The organism is Hymenobacter coccineus, assembly GCF_001816125.1.
GTDB classification, from domain to species: Bacteria; Bacteroidota; Bacteroidia; order Cytophagales; family Hymenobacteraceae; genus Hymenobacter; species Hymenobacter coccineus.
The window spans coordinates 23,412-43,221 of record NZ_MDZA01000233.1; the positions used below are offsets into that span (position 1 = coordinate 23,412).

The 19,810-nt window shown below is 64.6% G+C and carries 16 protein-coding genes and 1 pseudogene; 10 read left to right on the forward strand and 7 right to left on the reverse strand.

All coding sequences use genetic code 11. The features are described from left to right. Positions 1–22 precede the first annotated feature (22 nt). Positions 23–889 (reverse strand): hypothetical protein, encoded by an 867-nt coding sequence (locus BEN49_RS26315; protein ID WP_125916863.1) that lies wholly within the window; start codon positions 887–889, stop codon positions 23–25. 136 nt (positions 890–1,025) lie between these two features. On the opposite strand from BEN49_RS26315, the gene BEN49_RS13975 reads away from it, so the two are divergent. Together BEN49_RS13975 and priA are read left to right on the forward strand one after the other, a co-directional pair. Then, on the forward strand, positions 1,026–3,065 hold the full coding sequence (locus BEN49_RS13975; RefSeq protein WP_070744360.1) for a thioredoxin domain-containing protein: 2,040 nt from the start codon (positions 1,026–1,028) through the stop codon (positions 3,063–3,065). 227 nt (positions 3,066–3,292) lie between these two features. Continuing rightward, entirely contained in the window at positions 3,293–5,836 is a 2,544-nt protein-coding gene (gene priA / locus BEN49_RS13980; protein ID WP_070744362.1) for a replication restart helicase PriA, read from the forward strand. Between the two features lie 73 nt (positions 5,837–5,909). Here priA and BEN49_RS28665 read toward each other — a convergent pair whose 3' ends face one another. After that, on the reverse strand, positions 5,910–6,512 hold the full coding sequence (locus BEN49_RS28665; RefSeq protein ID WP_070744364.1) for a hypothetical protein: 603 nt from the start codon (positions 6,510–6,512) through the stop codon (positions 5,910–5,912). Positions 6,513–6,718: 206 nt separating this feature from the next. Between BEN49_RS28665 and BEN49_RS13990 the strand changes: the two genes are divergently transcribed. The 4 genes and pseudogenes from BEN49_RS13990 (at position 6,719) to BEN49_RS14000 (ending at position 9,272) form a co-directional block, all read left to right on the forward strand. Continuing rightward, positions 6,719–7,504 (forward strand): class I SAM-dependent methyltransferase, encoded by a 786-nt coding sequence (locus BEN49_RS13990; protein ID WP_239691938.1) that lies wholly within the window; start codon positions 6,719–6,721, stop codon positions 7,502–7,504. A gap of 105 nt (positions 7,505–7,609) precedes the next feature. Next, positions 7,610–8,407 (forward strand): annotated as a pseudogene (locus BEN49_RS30150) (S-adenosylmethionine:tRNA ribosyltransferase-isomerase); the annotation flags it as partial. A gap of 139 nt (positions 8,408–8,546) precedes the next feature. Beyond that, complete coding sequence (locus BEN49_RS30155; protein ID WP_262490205.1) at positions 8,547–8,858, forward strand: S-adenosylmethionine:tRNA ribosyltransferase-isomerase; 312 nt, start codon at positions 8,547–8,549, stop codon at positions 8,856–8,858. A 105-nt stretch (positions 8,859–8,963) separates the two neighbouring features. Beyond that, on the forward strand, positions 8,964–9,272 hold the full coding sequence (locus BEN49_RS14000; protein WP_070744366.1) for a hypothetical protein: 309 nt from the start codon (positions 8,964–8,966) through the stop codon (positions 9,270–9,272). A gap of 75 nt (positions 9,273–9,347) precedes the next feature. On the opposite strand, the gene BEN49_RS14005 is transcribed toward BEN49_RS14000, so the two are convergent. Then, on the reverse strand, positions 9,348–9,587 hold the full coding sequence (locus BEN49_RS14005) for a hypothetical protein (RefSeq protein ID WP_070744368.1): 240 nt from the start codon (positions 9,585–9,587) through the stop codon (positions 9,348–9,350). Between the two features lie 91 nt (positions 9,588–9,678). Between BEN49_RS14005 and BEN49_RS14010 the strand changes: the two genes are divergently transcribed. Together BEN49_RS14010 and BEN49_RS14015 are read left to right on the forward strand one after the other, a co-directional pair. Continuing rightward, entirely contained in the window at positions 9,679–10,167 is a 489-nt protein-coding gene (locus BEN49_RS14010) for a hypothetical protein (protein ID WP_070744370.1), read from the forward strand. Between the two features lie 109 nt (positions 10,168–10,276). Beyond that, on the forward strand, positions 10,277–11,188 hold the full coding sequence (locus BEN49_RS14015) for a prohibitin family protein (RefSeq protein WP_070744372.1): 912 nt from the start codon (positions 10,277–10,279) through the stop codon (positions 11,186–11,188). A 70-nt stretch (positions 11,189–11,258) separates the two neighbouring features. On the opposite strand, the gene BEN49_RS14020 is transcribed toward BEN49_RS14015, so the two are convergent. Both BEN49_RS14020 and BEN49_RS14025 read right to left on the reverse strand, forming a co-directional pair. Continuing rightward, positions 11,259–12,620 carry a RagB/SusD family nutrient uptake outer membrane protein gene (locus tag BEN49_RS14020; protein WP_070744374.1) on the reverse strand — a complete coding sequence of 454 codons (1,362 nt, stop codon included), beginning with the start codon at positions 12,618–12,620 and terminating at the stop codon, positions 11,259–11,261. A 38-nt stretch (positions 12,621–12,658) separates the two neighbouring features. After that, positions 12,659–15,736, reverse strand: a complete 3,078-nt coding sequence (locus tag BEN49_RS14025) for a SusC/RagA family TonB-linked outer membrane protein (RefSeq protein WP_070744390.1) — start codon at positions 15,734–15,736, stop codon at positions 12,659–12,661. A gap of 237 nt (positions 15,737–15,973) precedes the next feature. On the opposite strand from BEN49_RS14025, the gene BEN49_RS14030 reads away from it, so the two are divergent. Beyond that, a complete protein-coding gene (locus BEN49_RS14030) occupies positions 15,974–17,146 on the forward strand; it encodes a ribonuclease D (RefSeq protein ID WP_070744376.1) in 1,173 nt (390 codons plus the stop codon). 278 nt (positions 17,147–17,424) lie between these two features. Continuing rightward, complete coding sequence (gene mltG, locus BEN49_RS14035; protein ID WP_070744377.1) at positions 17,425–18,462, forward strand: endolytic transglycosylase MltG; 1,038 nt, start codon at positions 17,425–17,427, stop codon at positions 18,460–18,462. A 191-nt stretch (positions 18,463–18,653) separates the two neighbouring features. On the opposite strand, the gene BEN49_RS14040 is transcribed toward mltG, so the two are convergent. Together BEN49_RS14040 and BEN49_RS28010 are read right to left on the reverse strand one after the other, a co-directional pair. Then, positions 18,654–19,109 carry a hypothetical protein gene (locus BEN49_RS14040; protein ID WP_070744379.1) on the reverse strand — a complete coding sequence of 152 codons (456 nt, stop codon included), beginning with the start codon at positions 19,107–19,109 and terminating at the stop codon, positions 18,654–18,656. Beyond that, on the reverse strand, positions 19,085–19,810 hold a 726-nt coding region (locus BEN49_RS28010), incomplete at its 5' end, for a hypothetical protein (protein ID WP_204376113.1). The genes BEN49_RS14040 and BEN49_RS28010, both read right to left, overlap by 25 nt.

Sequence of the window (19,810 nt, forward strand, 5' to 3'; positions counted from 1 at the left end):
CGGACACCAGCGAGCCAATAGCTCAGCCGGCTGCATTGGCCAATGAGCCGACCGCTTCGATGAATGACCGCTCGGGCGACCGGCGCAACCAGGGGCCCAAGACCCGGCCTTTGTTTGCCACGCCGGCGCAAGGGGCCCCGGGCACTTCCGATACTTCGGAAGCAAGTACTGCGGCCGCTGCCAACCAGCCAGCGCCGGCCGCAGCGAAGAAATCGAGCCGCCGCCGGCCCTCGTTGATTACCGAAACCCCGCCCATGACGCCCATCGTGCCGATTCGGACCGAGGTGCGGACTGCGGGCGTGGCCGCGGGCCGTATGCGCGGCTCCGATGCTACCCTGATAGCCAGCGCACCGGCCAAGAAAGCCGTGGCACCGAAAGCTGCCGTCTCGAAAGTTGCTGTGCCAACGGCACCTCCCGCAGCAGTACCTAAGGCTTCAAAAAAGGCCGCAACTAAAAAATCCGAACCGAAAGCTGCCAAGCCGGAAACTCCGGCAATCGAGCCTGCCGCGCCCGAAGCGGTGGCCGTAGGGGCCCCAACCACTGCGCCAAACCCTTCTAAAGCCAAGGCCCCTAAAGCCGCTGCGCCCAAGGCTAAGGCATCGGAAGCCACTGCTTCAAAAGCTACTGCGCCGAAAGCCACTGCTACGGAAGCTGCCGCGCCAAAAGCAAAGCCTGCTGAATCGGCTGCTTCGACGGCTAAGGCACCAAAAGCTGCTGATCCAGGAGTTAGGGCCCCTAAAGCCGCTGCTTCAAAAGCCAAGGCAACAAATACTGCCGCGCCAAAGGCTGAAGCCCCCAAGGCCAGGGCCCCCAAAGCCGCACCAAAAACCAAGGCTCCGGCCCCGACTGCGCCAGCGGCCCCGGCACCCGCCGCGAAGCGACCGGCCAAGCCCCGGGCGAAAAAGACCACTTCTTCGCCCGATTAAGCGGCCCGTTCAGATTCTTCGGCTTAGCCGGCATTTATTCAAACCCGGCCTTGTTGGCCGGGTTTGTTGTTTAACCGCTGCGCCAATCTCACCCCACCCATGCCCGAACACGCCCCCAACCGCCTCGCCCACGAAACCAGCCCCTACCTGCTCCAGCACGCTTATAACCCCGTGGACTGGTACCCTTGGGGCCCCGAGGCGCTGGCCCGCGCCCAGGCCGAGCAGAAACCCATACTGGTGAGCATTGGCTACGCGGCCTGTCACTGGTGCCACGTGATGGAGCGCGAATCGTTTGAGCATGAGACGGTGGCGGCGGTGATGAACACGCATTTCGTGTGCATCAAGGTGGACCGCGAGGAGCGGCCCGACGTGGACCAGGTGTACATGGATGCGCTCCACGCGATGGGCGTGCAGGGCGGCTGGCCGTTGAATGTGTTCCTGACGGCCGACGCCAAGCCGTTCTACGGCGGCACGTACTTTCCCCGGGCCAGTTGGACGCAGCTGCTGGCCAACATCGGCGAAGCCTACGCCGGCGAGCACCGCGACGAGTTGGAGCAGTCGGCGGCCCGGTTCGTGGTTGCCATTGGCACCAGCGAGCTAGCCAAATACGGCGCCACGGTGGGCGGCGGCGTGTCGGCCGACGAGTTCAAGCTGCTGCTGTACCACCTCGGGCTAAAGTTCGACCGCGAGCGGGGTGGCACAAACAGGGCCCCCAAGTTTCCGATGCCCAGCATCTGGCGGTTTTTGCTGCGCGCTCACGCCGCCACGGGCAGCGCGGAGGCCCTCAAGCAGGCCGTGCTCACGCTGCGCGAAATGGCCTGGGGCGGCATCTACGACCAAGCCCACGGCGGATTTGCCCGCTACTCGGTGGACGGCGAGTGGCTGGCCCCGCACTTCGAGAAGATGCTGTACGACAACGGCCAGCTGGTGAGCCTCTACAGCGAAGCCTTCCAGCTGACGGGCGAGCCGCTGTTCCGCAGCGTGGTGTACGATACTGTGGAGTTCATCCGCCTGGAGCTGACGAGCGAGGACGGCGGCTTTTTCTCGTCACTCGACGCCGACAGCGAGGGCGAGGAGGGCAAGTTTTACGTCTTCACCAAGGACGAGCTGCGCGAGATTTTGGGCCCCGAGGAGCCGTTGTTTTCCGATTATTACAATTGCACTGAGGAAGGCAACTGGGAGCACGGGCGCAACATTTTGCACCGCCGCGAGTCCGACGCCGACTTTACTGCTCACCACCACCTCACACCCGGGGCCCTAGCGGAGTTGGTAGCCGGCTGGAAGCAGAAGATAATGGCCGTGCGCGCCAACCGGGTGCGCCCCGGCCTCGACGACAAAATTCTGACCGGCTGGAACGCCCTCATGCTGCAAGGCCTCACGGACGCCTACCGGGCGTTTGGCGAGCCTGAGTTTTTGGCGATGGCGGAGCGCAACGCGGCCTTCATCGAGAAAAACCTGCGCCGGGGGCCCCAGCTGTGGCGCACCTTCAAGGCCGGCACGGCGCACATCGACGGCTTTCTGGAAGATTATGCGCTGGTTATTCAGGCCTACATTAGCTTGTACGAAGTGACGTTTAGTGAGCAGTGGCTGCGCACCGCCGAAACCTTGGCGCAGTACACGCTGGAACAATTTTTTGACTCCGCTGAAACGCAGTTTTTCTACACCGACAGCAGTGCCGAACCGCTCATCGTGCGCAAAAAGGAGCTGTTCGACAACGTGATTCCGGCTTCCAACTCGGTGATGGCGCACAACCTGCGCCGCCTGGGCCGCCACCTCGACCGCACCGACTACGTGGACTTGGCCGCCGCCATGCTGGCCCAGGTGCGCGAGCTGGTGGCCAAGGAGCCTCAGCACCTCGCCAACTGGGCCTCGCTCTACGCCGCGTTGCTGCACCCGGGGCCCGAAATTGCCATCGTGGGCTACCAAGCCGACGTCTTCCGCGCCGAGCTGAACCAGCGGTTTCTGTTCGATACGGTGCTGGCCGGGGGCCCCAAAATGGGCCCGCTTCCGCTGCTCCAGCACCGCCCGGCCCGGCCCGGCCACACCGACGTGTACGTGTGCCAAAACTACTCCTGCCAGGCCCCCGTGCAAACCGTGGCCGACGCCCAAGCGGCGCTAGCGGCGCTGGCCGCAGTTTAGCGCGTCGCGCGCAACTGCTGGCCCACGCATGGGGCGAGTTTGTAACTCGCAAAATTGAACGGCCTGCCGGTGCGCCCCGCCGGGCCGCTGCGTGGCCGTGAGTCGCAGGCTCACTCTATTTGCCGGCGCGCAGTTATGTGCTGCGCGCTAAACTGTGGCTAGCGCAATAATAATCCGCGGCGGGGGCCCACTTGTTATCTTTACTATTCGCCTACTCTGCCGCCGTTTTGACTTTAGCGCTTGATTTTGTTGCACCGACCCCGGTCGGCGCGCCCGACCGGGTGACGCTGTTCGTGGACGTGATTTTGCCCCTGCCGTTGCCTCGGCTCTACACCTACCGGGTGCCGTTCGAGCTGAACGACAACGTGGTGATTGGGGGCCGCGTCATCGTGCAATTCGGGGCCAAAAAGACACTGAGCTGCATTGTGGCCGCCGTGCACGAAACCCCGCCGGCCAACTACCAGGCCAAGTACATCCTCGAATTCATCGACGACGCGCCCGTCGTCACGCAGCCGCAGCTCAAGCTGTTCCGCTGGATGGCAGACTACTACCTCTGCACCCTGGGCGAGGTCATCAACGCCGCGCTGCCGGCCGCACTCAAGCTCAGCTCCGAGTCGCGCATCCAGTTGCACCCTGGCTTTGCGCGCGAGGAAAACGAGTACCCGCTTACGGCTCAGGAGGAAATCATCATCGACGCGCTGGGCACGGTGAGCGACGGCAAGGCCCTGACCTTCACCGAAGTGGGCGACCTGCTCGGCATCGCCTCGTTCCACAAGGTCATTAAGTCCTTGATGCACAAGGATGTGATTTTCCTTTTTGAGCACACCGCCGATAAGTACGCGCCCAAGGTGCTGAAAAAGGTGCGCCTGGCCCACCGCTACGTAACCGCGGGGGCCCTGGAAGAATTGTTCAACGTGCTGGGCAGCAAGCCCAAGCAGCTCGATGCGCTGCTGCACTACTTGCAGCGCGTGCCGGTGGTGCAAAACGAGCACGCCAACCACGCGGGCCTGGAGAAAGCGGCCCTCACCAGTAGCCCGCGCCTGTCGGCATCGGCGGTGAACACGCTGATTAAGAACGGCGTGCTGGAGCAGTTTGACCAAATTGTGTCGCGCTTCCCGATGGACGACGGCGCGGCTACTCAGCCCAATTTCGACCTCACCGCGGCTCAGCTCACGGCGCGCGACGAGATTATGACGCACTTCGGGGCCCGCGACATTGCCCTGCTGCACGGCGTGACGGGCTCAGGCAAGACCGAGATTTACATCGACCTCATTCAGCAGGCGCTGGCCGGCGGCGGGCAGGTGCTGTACCTGCTGCCCGAAATTGCCCTCACGGCCCAGATCGTGACCCGGCTGCTGCGCGTGTTTGGGGCCCGGCTGGGCGTGTACCACTCCAAATTTTCCGACAACGAGCGGGTGGAAGTGTGGAACGGCGTGCTCGGCGGGCGCTTCCAGGTGGTGGTGGGCGTGCGCTCGGCGGTGTTTCTACCGTTCGACAACCTCTCGCTCATCATCGTGGACGAGGAGCACGAGTCGAGCTACAAACAGTACGACCCCGCCCCGCGCTACAACGCCCGCGAAGTGGCCCTGATGATGGGCAGCTTCCAGGGCGCCAAGGTGCTGCTGGGCTCGGCCACGCCGGCCGTCGAAACCTACTACCAGGCCCGCCAGGGCCGCTACGGGCTCGTCACGCTCAGCAAGCGCTTCGGCGAGGCCGGCATGCCCGACGTGGAGCTGGTGGACACCCGCAAGGCCCGCGAGCAGAAGACGATGCACAACCACTTCACGGCCGACTTGCTGGGTGAAATCGAGCGGAAATTAGGGGCCCAGGAGCAGGTCATTCTATTCCAAAACCGGCGCGGCTACTCGCCCGTGGTGGCTTGCGACGATTGCGGCTGGATTCCGAAGTGCGCGAACTGCGCCGTGAGCCTGAGCTACCACAAGCACAGCCATGAGCTGCGCTGCCACTACTGCGGCTACCACGAAAGCATGGTGGTGAAGTGCCCCGCCTGCGGCTCGCGGGCCGTGAAAACGGTGGGCTTCGGCACTGAAAAGATTGAGGACGACCTCAAAATCATGCTGCCCCAGGCCAACGTGCAGCGCATGGACCTGGACACGACCCGGGCCAAAAACTCGTACCAGCAAATCATTTCCGACTTCGAGAAGCAGAACACCAACGTGCTGGTGGGCACCCAGATGGTGACCAAGGGCCTCGACTTTGCCAACGTGAGCCTAGTGGGCATCATCAACGCCGACAGCATCATCCACTACCCCGACTTCCGGGCCCACGAGCGGGCCTACCAGATGTTTGTCCAGGTAAGCGGCCGGGCCGGGCGCAAGGGCAAAAAGGGCAAGGTGCTGATTCAAACCGCCGACCCCACGCAGGTCATCTTCGACAAGGTGATGCGCAACGACTACGAGGAGTTTTACAACTACGAAATCACCCAGCGCCACGAGCACGGCTACCCGCCCTTCACCCGCATCATCAAGATGACGGTGAAGCACGTGGAGCAGGGCGTGGGCGAAAAGGCGGCCATTTTGCTGGCCCAGGAGCTGGTAGAGCGCCTGGGCGCGGGGGCCGTGCTGGGCCCCGAGGCCCCCTACATTTTCCGCATCCGCAATTTCTTCTTGCAGGAAATCACCATCAAGCTGGAGCGGGCCCACACCGTGCTGCGCCACGCCAAGGAGCAAATCGGCGAGGCCATGGACGTGGTGCGCGACCAGAAGGAGTTCAAGCAAGCCCGCCTGGTGGCCGACGTGGACCCGATGTAGGGGCCCCAGCGCGCACAAAAAAGGGGCCCTGGCTGCATAGCCAGGGCCCCTTTCACTTATGAGCTTGCGTAGGCTAAACGTTGTCGAGCAGCCACAGCACCAGGAAGACGAGGCCGATGATGGCCGCTATCACGGCGATAATGCCGAAGATGGTACCCACCCCGCCGCTGATGCCGGCAAACAGGCTGGCAATTACCGCGATGAGCAGCGCAATAATGGCGGTGCGCAGGTTGCCGTCGATGCGGGCCGTGTTGGCCGTGGCTTGCTTGCCCTGCACTTTGGCCATCATTTTATCCACGCTCTTCACCGCTTTGTTGGCCAGCATGCGCTGCACCAGCGTGGGCTTGGGGGCGGGGGCGGCGGCAGTCGTAGCAGCCACGGCCGCGGGCGTAGCCAGGGCCTTGGGGGCTACGGTCCGGGGCGCGGCGGGAGCCATGGCAGCCACGGGCGCGGGGGCCTCCACGATAGGCGCAGGGGCAGCTACTGGGGCGGCAGCTACGGCGGCGGGCTGCTCGCTAGCGGCCGGGGCGGCGGCTACGTGGCGGTGCGCGGCCTCGCCATAGTAGGTCGACGTTTTGGGGAGCATGGCGTACTCGGCGCGGTTGCAGCTGCCCAGGGCGAGGGCGCAGCCGGCCACGGCCAGCAAGCGGGCGAAGGAGGAAGAAAGTTTTTTCATGAGGTGTTGGTAAGGATAAAATGAAAACGGATTCGCGGCGTTCTACGCATAAAAGTAGGCGCTGTTAGTTTTTTGCAACGCTGGGGGCCCTAAACTGCCGTCGGATTGAGACCTGTTTTTATCAACTTCGCCCCTGCCCTGGCCCGCGTGCTGAACGGGACGGCCCAGTTTGCTGTTTAGTCCGGCGCGAATAGCTGCTCCTCCTTATGCGTAAATATTCTGTAATTTGGTTGCTTGGCCCGGCCGTGGGGGCCCTGTTGGCCGCTTGTGCCCAGATGCCCACCGAAACCGCCACCACCGGCCGCGTGGGGGCCCTGGCGCCCCCTACCGCCGCGCCCCTGCCCGATACCAGCGGCTACGAGCTGGCCCCGCCCCGCGACCCCAACGGCATCGGCAAGTACTACCTGGGCCGCCAGATTGCCCACGTGATGGGCCACGAGGGCGCCGACTGGCTGGAGCGCAGCGACCGCAGCCAGGAGGAAGGCACCGACCAATTACTCAAAGAGCTGAAGCTGAAACCGACCGATGTGGTGGCCGACATCGGCGCGGGTACGGGCTACTTCTCGTTTCGGATGGCGCGGCTGGTGCCGAAGGGCCAGGTGCTGGCGGTTGACATTCAGCCCGAGATGATTGCCGAGCTAAACGCCAACAAAGCCAAAAACCACTTGGCTAACGTGCGCCCCGTGCTGGGCACGGCCAGCAACCCCAACCTACCCGCCGGTGCCGTGGACCTGGTGCTGATCGTGGACGCCTACCACGAGTTCGACTACCCGCGCGAAATGGGCCGGGCCATCCGGCAGGCCCTGCGCCCCGGCACCGGCCGCCTGGCCCTGGTCGAGTACCGCGCCGAAGACCCCAATGTGCCCATCAAGCGCATCCACAAAATGGACGTGGCCCAGGCGCGCAAGGAAATGGCCGCCGTGGGCCTGGAATTTGCCGGCACCATCGAAACCCTGCCCCAGCAGCACCTGCTGCTGTTCCGCCGGCCCTGATTCAGTTAAAAATTGAGAATTAAAAGTTGAAAGCGGGCGTGTGACCACGGGCCCCTTTTAATTTTTAATTCTCAATTTTTAATTGGAAACCTGACCTTTGGGGCCATGAACCCGCCTCCAGACCAGCCGACGGACCCGCGCCAGCTCGCCATCCAAGATTTTGTGTACGATTTGCCGCCCGGGCGCATTGCCCCGGAGCCCCTGCCCGACCGCGCCGCCAGCCGCCTGCTGGTGAGCCGCGGCGGCGTTATCCAGGACCGCACCTTCCGCGACTTACCCGGCGAGCTGCCCGCCGGGGCCCTGTTAGTATTCAACGATACCAAGGTGGTGCGGGCCCGGCTGCTGGCCCACCGGCCCACCGGCGGGGCCGTGGAGCTGTTTTGCCTCGAGCCCGTGGCCCCGCACCGGGCCCTGGAGCCCGCCCTCGCCCAGGCCGAAGCCTGCACTTGGCGCTGCCTGGTGGGCAACGGCCGCCGCTGGAAGGAGGGCCCCGTGGCCGTCGAGTTCACCACCTCCGATGGCCAGCCCGCTACCCTGTGGGCCACCCGGCAGGCCCGCGAAGCCGGCGGCACCGCCCTCATCGACTTCCGCTGGGCCCCCGGGGCCCTCACCTTTGCCGAGGTACTGCAAGCCGCTGGCCACCTGCCGCTGCCACCCTACCTGGGCCGCCCCGACACCGCCGCCGACGCTGTGCGCTACCAAACCGTCTACGCCGCCCACGAAGGCGCCGTAGCCGCCCCCACCGCCGGCCTGCACTTCACGCCCGAGCTATTGGCCGAGCTGCGCGCCCAGGGCTTCGGCATGGCGCACGTCACGCTGCACGTGGGCGCCGGCACCTTTCAGCCCGTGAAGGCCGCCCGCATGGCCGAGCACCCCATGCACACCGAGCCGCTGCTGGTAACGGCCGCGCTGCTGCGCCAGCTGCTGGCCCACCGGCCGCGGCCGGTCATCGCCGTGGGCACCACCAGCCTGCGCACCCTCGAAAGCCTGTACTGGCTGGGGGCGGCCCTGGCCGCGGGGGCCCGCCGGCCCGGCGCTGGCCGTGGGCCAGTGGCAGCCCTACGAAAACGCCGCCGAGGTTCCGGCCGAGGAGGCCCTGGGGACCCTGCTGCGCCACCTGGAGGCCAGCGGCACCGACACGCTGGAGGCCAGCACCCAGCTGCTCATCGGGCCCGGCTACCGGTTCCGGCTGGTGCAGGGGCTCATCACCAACTTTCACCAGCCCGAAAGCACCTTGTTGTTGCTGGTGGCCGCCCTGCTGGGCCCCAGCTGGCGCACTGTGTACGACCACGCCCTGGCCCACGATTACCGGTTTCTGAGCTACGGCGACAGCTCGCTGCTACTGCCAGAATGAAAACGGATTTTTACGCCCGATTTATTACGCTGGCACGTTCCTTGTAAATAACCTTTGCTTAGCGGGATCGTACAACGCCCCATCACAATTTATATACCCCCAACCATGAAAAAAGCACTTCTGCTGCTCGCCAGCTTCGCTTTCACCACCGCTGCTTTCGCCCAAACCGCACCTACCACCGAAGTGAAGACGCGCGATAATGGCACGACGAAAGTGGTGACCACGACCGGCAAAACCAACGTGGGCCAGGCCCTCGAAAACACGACCGACGCCGCCGGCAACTTGGTTAAGAAAGGAGCCAACGCTGTAGAAAAAGGAGCCAAAAAGGCCGCTCGCAAGACGAAAAGCGCCAGCCTGAAAGCCAGCCGCAAAGCCAAAAAGGGCACGGCCAAAATGGAAGACAAGACCGAGTAGGTCTTTTTACTCCCCAATAAAAAAAGCCCCGGAGCAGTCCGGGGCTTTTTTTATTGGGCGTCGGCCGCAGGGGCCCTAGGCAGCCGCACTGCCTTTTTCGCGCACTTCGTACAATACTTTTTCTACCACGCCGCGGCCGAACAGGCTGACGCCGGCGTTGAGCACCACGAGGGCGGCGGTGCCGGCGGCCACCCACTGCGAGGCGGGCAACCGGCGGTCTTTCAGGCTACCAGCCCAGTGCACCATGCTGGCCCCGACCCCGATGGTGAGCAGCCCGGTGGGCGCAAACAGCAACCATTTTTCTTTGTGTGTCATAGCGAAGTTTTATAGAATTGGGAAGTGAAAGCCGGGGCCCGTTCCCCACGTAACTTTCGGCGCGAAGGTAGCGCGCCTGCCTTTTTTGCCCATGGACGTGCTTTTTGCCACTATGTCGCCTTACGAACAACTCTTGCACCTCGCTTTTGCCGACCCGGCCGAGGCCGCCCAGTACCTCACCCCCACCGCCCGCGGGGCCCACGACCAGTTCCGGGCTGCCGGGCCGCCCGAGCAGCCGTTCCGCTTCGAGCAGCTGCGCCTGGGCCTGGCCATGAGCCTGCTGAAGCTGCTGGCTGACCTCGGTGACCACGAGGAGAGCCGCCGGGCCCTGGCCGTGCTGCACCGGGCCCTGGAGCAGAGCCGCTCGCCCCAGGACATCGACCGCATCATCGGCCGCGAAGCCCAACTCTTCGACCAGCTCTACGACAACCTTTACGTGAACGAGCAGGGCGAAGAATTGCTCAACCTCTTCGGCCGTACCCTCGACGCCGACACGCCTCACCTGCTCGCCGAAATTGCCCGCGAGGGCATGGACCTGGCCCGCACCCTCGACTTTGAGGACAACGCGGATGACGAATAAAGTAGCCGAATGAATTGCGGGGATTGATTGTTAACAATTAACGGCTTCCGGTCCGGGCGCTTCCGCATGCCCGCGCGCCGGTGGGGCCCCAAATTTCTCTTCCTAGTCCATGTTTCTGGTCATAATTGGTTTCTTTATTTTGATGGTGGGCCTGAACGCCAGCCGGTTCTCGGAGCGCGTGGAGCGGCTGCGCGGCGGCCTCATCTTTCTGGGCAGCGCGCTGCTTATCCTGGGGGCCTCCTTTAGTACAGTGGTGCAGGTGGGCGTGGGCCAGGTGGGCGTGCAAACGCTGTTTGGGCAGGTGCAGCCGCGCGTGCTCCAGCCCGGCCTAAGCCTGGTGAACCCGCTCGTGGACGTGACGCGCTTCGACACCCGCACCCAAAACTACACCATGTCGGCGGTGCGCAGCGAGGGCCAGCAGGCCGGCGACGACGCCATCCGGGTGCTATCGGCCGACGGGCTGGAAGTGGTCATCGACCTCACCGTGCTCTACCACGTGGTGCCCGTGCAGGCCCCTAAAATCCTAGCCACCATCGGCGAGGACTACCAGGACAAGATTGTGCGGGCCATTTCGCGCACCCGTATCCGCGACAACGCCGTGTACTACGACGCCGTGGCGCTGTACTCCACCCGGCGCGAGGAGTTCCAGGCCCGCATTCTGGCGGCCATCGAGAAGGACTTCCGCACCAACGGCCTCCAGCTCGACCAGCTCCTCATCCGCAACATCCAGCTCCCGCAGTCGGTGAAGGCCAGCATCGAGAGCAAGATTTCGGCCGAGCAAGATGCCCAGAAAATGCAGTTCGTGGTGCAAAAGGAGAAGCAGGAAGCCGAGCGCAAGCGCGTGGAGGCCCAGGGCATTGCCGACTACCAGCGCATCGTGAACACCGAGCTGAGCGACAAACTGCTGCAGTACGAAACCATCAAGGCCAACCAGGCCATTGCTACCTCCCCCAACGCCAAGGTCATCATCATGGGCGGCGGCCGGGGGGCCCAGCCGCAGCTGCTTATCGGCGAGAAGTAGCCAACCAATTACCTAACCAAAAGAGGCCCCAACCGCGGTTGGGGGCCCTCTTTTGGTTAGGTAGCCAGCGCTAGTACCCGGGGTTCTGCACCAGGTTGGGGTTCACGTTGATTTCGGCCAGCGGGATGGGCAGCACCAGGCGCGGCGAGTTCCAGGCCACGGGGGCCCCGGTGGTGGGGTCGGTGGTGGACTCCTGGTTGCGCTTGAGGTCGCCGAGGCGGAAGCCCTCGAAGGCCAGCTCCAGCTTGCGCTCCTTGAGGATGATGGGCAGCGTGACGGTGGCCAGCGCCGGCAGGCCCACGCGGGCCCGGACGCGGTTGATGTCGCTGAGCGGCGTGGCGCCCACCGCCGTGCCGGCGCGGAAGTTGCCCTCGGCCCGGGTCAAGTACATTTCGGCCAGACGGATGAGCTTAACGCTGCCGTACTGGGCGTCGTACTTGTTCGAGTACGTCTGGTTAGTCGTCACCGTAAACAAGCCGGCGCGGTCGTCGCCAGCTTCAAATTGGTTCAGCAGCTGGTCGTTGATGCTGATATCACCCCGCTGCTGCTCACCATAGAAAACGTTCAGCTGGTTGATGCCGCTCTGGGCCGAGTTCTGGATGGTGAAGATGTCTTCCGCCGTGTTGGCCAGCAAATCGGCGCCCTGGTAGAACTCGGTGTCGTAGTCGGGGTTCAGCATATAGGGCCCCGCGGTGGCGCGGTTGGCGGCGGCGGCGGCTTCGGTGAACCGGCCCTGCTGCAAGTACACCCGCGAGAGGATGGCCGCCGCGGCGTATTTGTTGGCAAATATGCCGTTGCTGGCGGGTAGCTGCGACTCAGCCGCCGTCAGGTCGGCAATGACTTGGGTATACACCTCGGCCACCGTGTTGCGGGCCAGCAGGTTGGCATCCGTCACGGTGCTGGTGGGCGTGGTCACCACGGGCACGCCGGGGTTGGCGCTGGGCGTGCCGTCGTTCCAGGCGCGGGCGTACAGGCGCACCAGGTCGAAGTACGTCAGGGCCCGCAGGAACCGGGCCTCGCCCTCCGTCCGGGTTTTGCTGGCGGCGGCCGTCACCTTGTCCAGGTTGGCCAGCACGTTGTTCGCGCGGTTGATGGTGGCGTAGCCCCGTCCCCAAGTGCTTTGCGCGTTGCCGTTGTCGCGGCGGATGGTTTTGCGTTGGAACTGGTACGGGTTGGAGAAAGTACCCACGAAGGTGATGTCGCCGTCGTCGGCCAGCAGGTCCGAAATGAACTGGATGTAGCCACCGTATGCGTCGATGGACTGCAAGCTGGTGTAGGTGCCCACCAGGGCGGCCTGTACGTCGTCGGATGTGCTCAGGGCGTTGCCGGCGTCGATGGAATCAACGGGCACTACGTTAAGCTTGTTGTTGCAGCTCGTCACCGAGCCCGTGGCCAGGCAGGCTGCCAGCAGCCCAAATACTAATTTTTTCATAAGAGTAGCGCGTTGAGAAGAAGAAGGGGCCCCACGGCTTAAAAGCCCAGGTTGACGCCCACCGTGAAGGTGCGCGCCTGCGGCGCAGTGTAGAAGTCCGTGCCCTGGTTAATGTTGTTCTGGCTCGTGCTGCCCGTGCCGGTCAGGTAGTCGGTGCTCACCTCGGGGTCCCAGCCTTTGTACTTGGTGAAAGTCAGCAGGTTCAGGGCCTGCACAAATACGCGGGCCGATTGCAGGTAGCCGCGCTTTGCCACGCTGCTGGGCAGGTTGTAGCCCAGCAGCACCGTGCGCAGGCGGCCGTAGTCGCCCTGGCGCACGAAGCGCGACGAAGCGCCCGTGCCGTTGCCCCCAAATAGGTAGGCCTTGGGCACGTCGGTGATGTCGCCCGGGTTGCGCCAGCGGTTGAGTTGGTCGGTGGTCTGGTTGTCGTAGCCGTTGTTGAAGGCCACCGAGTAGTACTGGGCCCCACCGTCGTAGATCTGGTTGCCAAACACGCCCACCAGCGTCGCCGTCAGGTCGATGCCTTTGTAGGAGAAGGTGTTGGTGATGCCGCCCGTCCAGGTCGGATTGGGGTTGCCCACCACCACGTAGGTGGCGCCGTTGATGTCGTTGGTGGTCGAGCGGTCGAGGCTACCGTCGGCCATCGTGGCGTTGGAGTAGTACAGCGCGTCGCCGTTGGCGGCGTCTACGCCGGCGTACTCGGGGCCCACGAACACGCCCAGCGGCTGGCCTTCCTGGGCGCGGCTGAGGTTGCTGCCCAGGATGGACGGCCCGTTGAGGTTGGTGATTTTGTTGCGGTTGATGGCCGCGTTGAAGCTGGTCGTCCAGGCGAAATCCCCCACGAAGTTGCGGGTCGTCAGCGTGAACTCGATGCCTTTATTTTCCAGGCTGCCCACATTGCGGAAAATCGAGCCAAAGCCCGTGGTCAGCGGCACGGGTTGGTTCAGGGCCAGGCCGTTGGTGTTTTTCAGGTAGATATCAAACTCGCCCGAGATGCGGTTGTCGAAGAAGCCGTACTCCAGGCCGGCGTCGTACTGCGTGGTCGATTCCCAGGTTAGGTCGGGGTTGCCGAGCTGCAACGGCGACTGGCCGGGCACGCCCACGTAGCCCGAGGTGCCGGTAAACAGGTTGCGCGACGGGAAGTTACCGAAGCCCTGGTTGCCGGTTTTGCCGATGCTGGCCCGCACCTTGAGCAGGCTCAGGGTAGTGTTGCCCTTCAGGAAGTCTTCTTCCGAGATGAGCCAGCCCAGCGAACCGGCCGAAAACAGGCCGTAGCGATTGTTGGCCCCGAAGCGCGACGAGCCGTCGAGGCGGGCGCTGCCGCCCACCAGGTACTTGCCGGCGTAGGCGTAGGACAGCCGGCCGAAGTACGAAACCAGCGTGTTGCCGCCGTTGTTAAATGAGCTGCCCGCCGTGATGGACGAGGCGTTGGCGATAGTTCTGTAGGCATCCGAAGCAAACTGGGTGCCGGTCACGTTGTTGCCCGTGACTTGGCCCTGCTCGTAGGCTGTGCCCACGGTCACGTCCACCAAGTGCTGCTCGGCAAACGTTTTGTGGTAGTTGAGGTAGTTGTTCACCACCAGCTTGGCGTTGACCTGCGCCGCGTTGTAGCTGAAGCCATTGGTCGGGCCGCTGTTGCGCGAGGTGATGCGGCCCTGGTACTGGTCTTCGTTGTAGTTGGTGAAGTCGATGCCCACTTCGGAGCGGAAGTACAAGTCCGGCGTGAATTTGTACTGTGCGTACACGTTGCCCAGCAGCCGGTACACGGTGGTGGTGTAGGCGCCGCCCGCAATGCTCAGCAGGGGGTTGTAGTAGAATGGGAAGTTGGTGCTGTAGGTGCCGGTAGCCGGGTCGATGGCTCCCACGGGCTGGCCCGTGCGCGGGTCGCTAACGGGCGTCAGGGGCGAGAGCGCCACAATCTGCATCGGCGTGCTGAAGGCGTTGTCGTTGGGCAGGCGGTTGTTCACCGAGCGAGTGGCTCCCACGTTGACGCCGAAGGTCAGCTTGTCGGTGGCCTGGTGGTCGAGGTTGAAGCGGGCGTTCATGCGCTGGTAGCGGTTGCTCACCAAGATGCCGTTCTGGTCGCTGTACTGGCCCGAGATGAAGAATTTCGTTTTCTCCGAGCCGCCGCTGGCGCTTAGGTCGTACTGCGAAAACGGGGCCCGCTGGAACGCCTGGTGCTGCCAGTCGGTGTCGTAGCTCGTTGGGTCCTGGTCGCCCGCGATGATGCGCAGGCGGGTAGCCGTGGAGGCCGCCGAGGAGCCGTTGTTGTTGCGGGCTTCGGTCAGCAGCTCGGTGTACTGCGCCGCGTTCAGGAAATCGCGCGTGTGGGTTGGGCTGCTCAGGCCGGTCTGGTACGCCACGGTGAACTTGGTGGCGCCGACCCGGCCGCGCTTGGTCGTCACGATGACCACGCCGTTGGTGGCGCGCGAGCCGTAGATGGCCGTGGCCGAGGCATCCTTCAGCACGTTGATGCTCTCGATGTCATTGGGGTTGATGTCGGCCAGCGGGTTGGTGGCGCCCGACGTCGACGATAGGTTGTCGGCGAGCACCGGGATGCCGTCCACCACGTACAGCGGCTGCGTGTCGCCGCTGATGCTGGACACGCCGCGTACCCGCACCCGGATGCCCTGGCCCAGCTTGCCGCTGCCGCTCTCGATGAACACCCCGGCCGCCTTGCCCTGGATGGATTGCTCGAACGACTGCACCGGCTGGTTGCCCACGTCTTTGCTCGACAGCTGCGTCACCGAACCCGTGAGGTCGGCCTTGTTTTGGGTGCCGTAGCCCACCACCACGGCTTCGCTCAGCTCGGTGGCGCTGGCTTGCAGCGTCACGTTCACAGTGGCCTGGCTGCCCACGGCCACGGTTTGGGTGGCGTAGCCTACGGAGCTGAACACCAGCGAGGCCCGGGGCCCCACGCTCAGCCGGAAGGTGCCGTCGGCGCCGGTGGTGGCGCCGTTGGTGGTGCCTTGCTCCAGCACGGTAACGCCGGGCAGGGCCCCGCTGTCCGAACCCAACACGCGGCCGCTTACGGCCTGGGACTGAGCCCAGGCGGGGGCGGCTAGCAAACAACTCAGCAGCAGCAACAGCAGCCGGTAGTGAGTAAAGTTTTTCATTTTCATGCAATGGAAGTTAAAGTTGAACAAGCAAAACTGGAGGGGGTCGACGCCCAAAAACACTATTTTTTCTTAAAACAGGATTAGTTTGAAATGACAAATCTATTATTAATTAACAAAAAAAACACCTACACCCCTATTTTTTTACCCTTGCCGAGACGTAATGAGTTGTTCGCCCTGATGGATCAACCAGCTTTTGATAGGCGGCGGGGCCCCGGGCCCCTACTTTTGCCGGCGATGCCCATAATTCACTACCTCACCACTGCCGACGCCATTGCCGCCGCGGCCGCCCACTTCGCCACCCAGCCGCGCATCGGCATCGATTTGGAGTTTGACGACATGCGCTACCGCTACGGCCGGCACCTGGCGCTCATCCAGGTGTTCGACGGGCAGGAGGTGTACCTCATCGACCCGCTACCGCTGGAGCCCGACATGGCCGCTGGCCTGGAGCCGCTCTTTGCCGTGCTCCGCGACCCGGCCGTGGCCAAGGTGTTCCATTCCTGCAAGTCAGATATTCTGCTCCTCGACGAGGTGTTCGGCGTCAACTGCCGCACCATCGTCGATACCAGCCTGCAATTCAGCCTGCTGGCTGCTGAAGATAACAATATTTCCCTGGGCCGCCTCATCCAGAGCGAATTAGGCTTTGAGGTGGACAAGGGCGAGCAGAAGTCGAACTGGCTGAAGCGCCCCCTCACCGAGGCCCAGAAGGAGTACGCCGCCAACGACGTGCTCTACCTGTTCGAGCTGACCGACCGCCTGGCCGCCCGCCTCGCCGACATGGGCCGCGCCCAGTGGGCCGTGGAGGAGAACCAGGCCCTGGAAGCCGTGCGCTACGGCCGCGACGAGCCCCGCCCTTGGGCCCGCAACGCCACCAAGTTCAAGATTACGCCCCAGGAAATGCCCATTTTCCGGGAGCTGTACAAGCTGCGCGACACCGTGGCCCGGCAACTCGACCGCCCGCCCTACCACGTCATCAGCAACGACCGGCTGGCCGAGCTGGCCCGCCAGCCCATCGAAACCTCTAACCAGCTGCGCGCTGCCAACGGCCTGCACCCCGAGCTGAAACGGGCGCCCTACGCCGACCAGCTGCTGGCCATCGGCACCACCGACCTGCCCGACGAGGCCCCGCTGCCCCCCGACCAGCGCAAATTCCCGTTCCGGCGCCGCCTGAACGGGGCCGCCGCCAGCCGCGCGGAAGCCCGCGAAACCCTGCTGCTGGCCCTCAAAGCCCACCTCGTCACCGACCAGGGCCCCGTGATGGCCAACATGGTGCTCAGCAACCGCCTCATCGCCGACATTGTGGAGCAGGGCGCCGCGGGGGCCCTACGCCCCTGGCAGCAGCAGCTGCTGCAAGCCGTAGCTGAGAAGCACGGCGAAGACTACGGGCAGCTTGCCACTCCGTTTGCCTGATTGTCTGAACCGCAGATTAAGTGGATTCAACGGATAAGAACGGATTTTGGGGAGCTGCTGCATGAGGCCTGGGGGCCCGGGGGCGGGCTGCCGGCTTTTCGCCGGCTGCCCGCTAATCGTTGCGGCGGTTTGGAGTCGGTGCGCGGTTCACTCGTAGCCGACCGAGCTGGCAATGGCTTTGGGCGTTGCTGGTACGTCCCCAATAGGGCCCCGAACCTTCCGGGCTGCCTTTGCGGTTGGGGGCCCGGGGTGCGGCCCCCATTACCTAATTTAATGCGATGCGCCGCTGGCTGTTGATTGGATTTTTGGGAGTGCTGGGGCTGCTGCTGGCGGGCGGCTACTTGGCGTGGCGCGTGCTGTACCGGCCCAACGTGGTGGCGTTTGTGGAAGGCGATGCCTACCTGTACATCCGCACCGGCAGCGGCTACGGCGCCGTGCGCGACTCGCTGCGGCGGCAGGGGCTGCTGCGCGCGCCGGGCGCGTTCAACTGGTTAGCGCGTTGGCGCGGCTACCCGGCGCACGTGCGGCCCGGCCGCTACCGCCTGGGCCCCGGGCTGGGCAACCTGGCCCTGGTGCAGCTGCTCGAAAGCGGGCAGCAGGACACAGTAGCCTTTGAGCTGGCGCCGTTCCATTACCTCGAAAACCTACCCCGGCAGGTCAGCCGGCAGATCGAAGCCGATTCGTTCAAGCTCAGCTTATTGCTGAATAATAATGCCGGGCTGCGCGCCCGCTACGGCCTCGATACCTGCACGGTGCGCACGCTGTTCATTCCGGGGCCCTACCGCCTGCTGTGGAACACCAGCGCCGCCGCCTTCCTGGACACCATGGCGGCGCGGCACCGCCGGTTCTGGTCGCCGGTGCGCCGGGCCCGGGCCGATTCGCTGGGCCTCACGCCGGTACAGGTGGGCGTGCTGGCCAGCATTGTGCAGCGCGAAACGGCCCAGCTTACCGACAAGCCCCTGATTGCCGCCGTGTACCTCAACCGCCTGCGCCTGGGCCAGCCCTTGCAGGCCGACCCCACCCTGCTCTGGCCCCTGCACGGCCTAGGCACCCGCAAGCGCGTGCTGAACGTGGACAAGAAAGTGGATTCGCCCTACAATACCTACCGCCACAAGGGCCTGCCACCGGGCCCCATCACCACGCCCCGCGCCAGCTCGCTCGACGCCGTGCTGCGTCCGGCCCACAACGACAATCTGTTCTTCTGCGCCCGCCCCGACGGTAGCGGCTTCTCGGATTTCGCCGTCACCTACGCCCAGCACAAGCGCAACGCCCGCCGCTACCAACACCACCTCGATAGCCTGGGCGTGAAGCGGTGAGGAGGTTGGTTGTAGATAAATAACCATTCCAAGGACGTCATGCTCATCTGGCGTCCGCGCAGCCGAAGCATCTCTACCGCGTAACTAATCTAATAGGTCGAATTACTTGCGCGGTAGAAATGCTTCGGCTGCGCACAGCATGACGTCCTTTTTTGCGCTTATTCTAAGCAAGACCTGATAATTAAAACCCACTACCGGGGCCCCAGGCGGTACACGCGGAGCTGCGCCGAATCTTGCGCGGCTTCGCGCTGCCAGTCCAGGGTTTGGTTGTAGTTGAGGCCGGTAAACTCGGAGTGCTCCAGGAACAGCAGCGGCTCGGTGAGGCGGGTTTCGGGCCAGGCGGCCAGCGGGGGCTGGCGGCGCAGCGAGTCGAATTGCGCCACGTGGGCCACTTGCCAATAGGCATCCAGCACCACGTAGTCGTAGCCCTGGCGGCGCAGGGCCCCCAGCTGGCGCTCGTTGGTGATGCTGGTAAACTGCACCTCTTTAGATAAGTACGGGGCCAGGCCCAGGCCCACCGTGCTGGCCACGCGCTGGGCCCCGTGGGCGCGCAGCCAGGCGGCCACCGCGGGGTAGTGGCTGGGCGGGTAGCGGTAGATGTGCTGCCAGAGCCGGTAGCCGTTCAGGGCCAGGGCGGCCAGCAGCACGGCGGCCCCGGGGCCCGCCAGCGGCCGGGCAGGTGGCGCAGGCTGAGCACCGCCAGCGCCGCCAGCGGCAAAAAGGCGTAGGTAAGGCCGCGGGGCGCTTTTTGCAGCAGGGCCATGCCCGCGAGCCAGCACCCCGCCCAGAGGGCCAGGTACAGCAGCAGCGGCAGCGGCCGGCCCACGGGCCCCAGGGGCAGCGCCCGCCACTGCCGCCACCCCAGCCACGCGCCCGCCGCCAGCCCCGGCAGCAGCACCGGCGACTCGAATGCCCCTAGGTAGCGGAAGTAGAAGAAGAAATCGGGGCTCAGCACCAACTGGCGGCCGGCGGGATTAGGCGCATCGGGCAGCACCAGGCGCACGTAGGTGGCCGGCCAGCGGTACCAGGGCAGGCCGGCTAATAGGGCCCCGGCGGCCATCAGCACTGCGTAGGGCAGGGCCAGGCGGCCCAGCACCTGCCACTTGGTGGCCCCGCGCCAGGCCGGCCAGTCGGCCCGCCACACCTCCAGGGCCCCCAGGATGGGCAGCACCAGCAGAAACTTGTAGCTGTAGCACAGACCCGCCGCCAGCCACCACGCGGCACTGCGCAGCGCCGCCTGCCGCCCGGCCAGGGGCCCCGCCTGCACCCGCCGGAAGTGGCTGCGCAGCAGGCCCGCCGCCAGCACCAGCCCGCCCGCCCCGGCCGTAAAATCGCGCCCCCGAAAACG

What these genes read in the sequence shown, in the direction of transcription:
- BEN49_RS13975 (WP_070744360.1), top strand. Translation starts at nt 1,026, where the DNA reads ATGCCCGAACACGCCCCCAACCGCCTCGCCCACGAAACCAGCCCCTAC.
- BEN49_RS28665 (WP_070744364.1), bottom strand. Translation starts at nt 6,512, where the DNA reads ATGAAAAAACTTTCTTCCTCCTTCGCCCGCTTGCTGGCCGTGGCCGGC.
- BEN49_RS13990 (WP_239691938.1), top strand. Translation starts at nt 6,719, where the DNA reads ATGCGTAAATATTCTGTAATTTGGTTGCTTGGCCCGGCCGTGGGGGCC.
- BEN49_RS14000 (WP_070744366.1), top strand. Translation starts at nt 8,964, where the DNA reads ATGAAAAAAGCACTTCTGCTGCTCGCCAGCTTCGCTTTCACCACCGCT.
- BEN49_RS14005 (WP_070744368.1), bottom strand. Translation starts at nt 9,587, where the DNA reads ATGACACACAAAGAAAAATGGTTGCTGTTTGCGCCCACCGGGCTGCTC.
- BEN49_RS14010 (WP_070744370.1), top strand. Translation starts at nt 9,679, where the DNA reads ATGGACGTGCTTTTTGCCACTATGTCGCCTTACGAACAACTCTTGCAC.
- BEN49_RS14015 (WP_070744372.1), top strand. Translation starts at nt 10,277, where the DNA reads ATGTTTCTGGTCATAATTGGTTTCTTTATTTTGATGGTGGGCCTGAAC.
- BEN49_RS14020 (WP_070744374.1), bottom strand. Translation starts at nt 12,620, where the DNA reads ATGAAAAAATTAGTATTTGGGCTGCTGGCAGCCTGCCTGGCCACGGGC.
- BEN49_RS14025 (WP_070744390.1), bottom strand. Translation starts at nt 15,736, where the DNA reads ATGAAAAACTTTACTCACTACCGGCTGCTGTTGCTGCTGCTGAGTTGT.
- BEN49_RS14030 (WP_070744376.1), top strand. Translation starts at nt 15,974, where the DNA reads ATGCCCATAATTCACTACCTCACCACTGCCGACGCCATTGCCGCCGCG.
- mltG (WP_070744377.1), top strand. Translation starts at nt 17,425, where the DNA reads ATGCGCCGCTGGCTGTTGATTGGATTTTTGGGAGTGCTGGGGCTGCTG.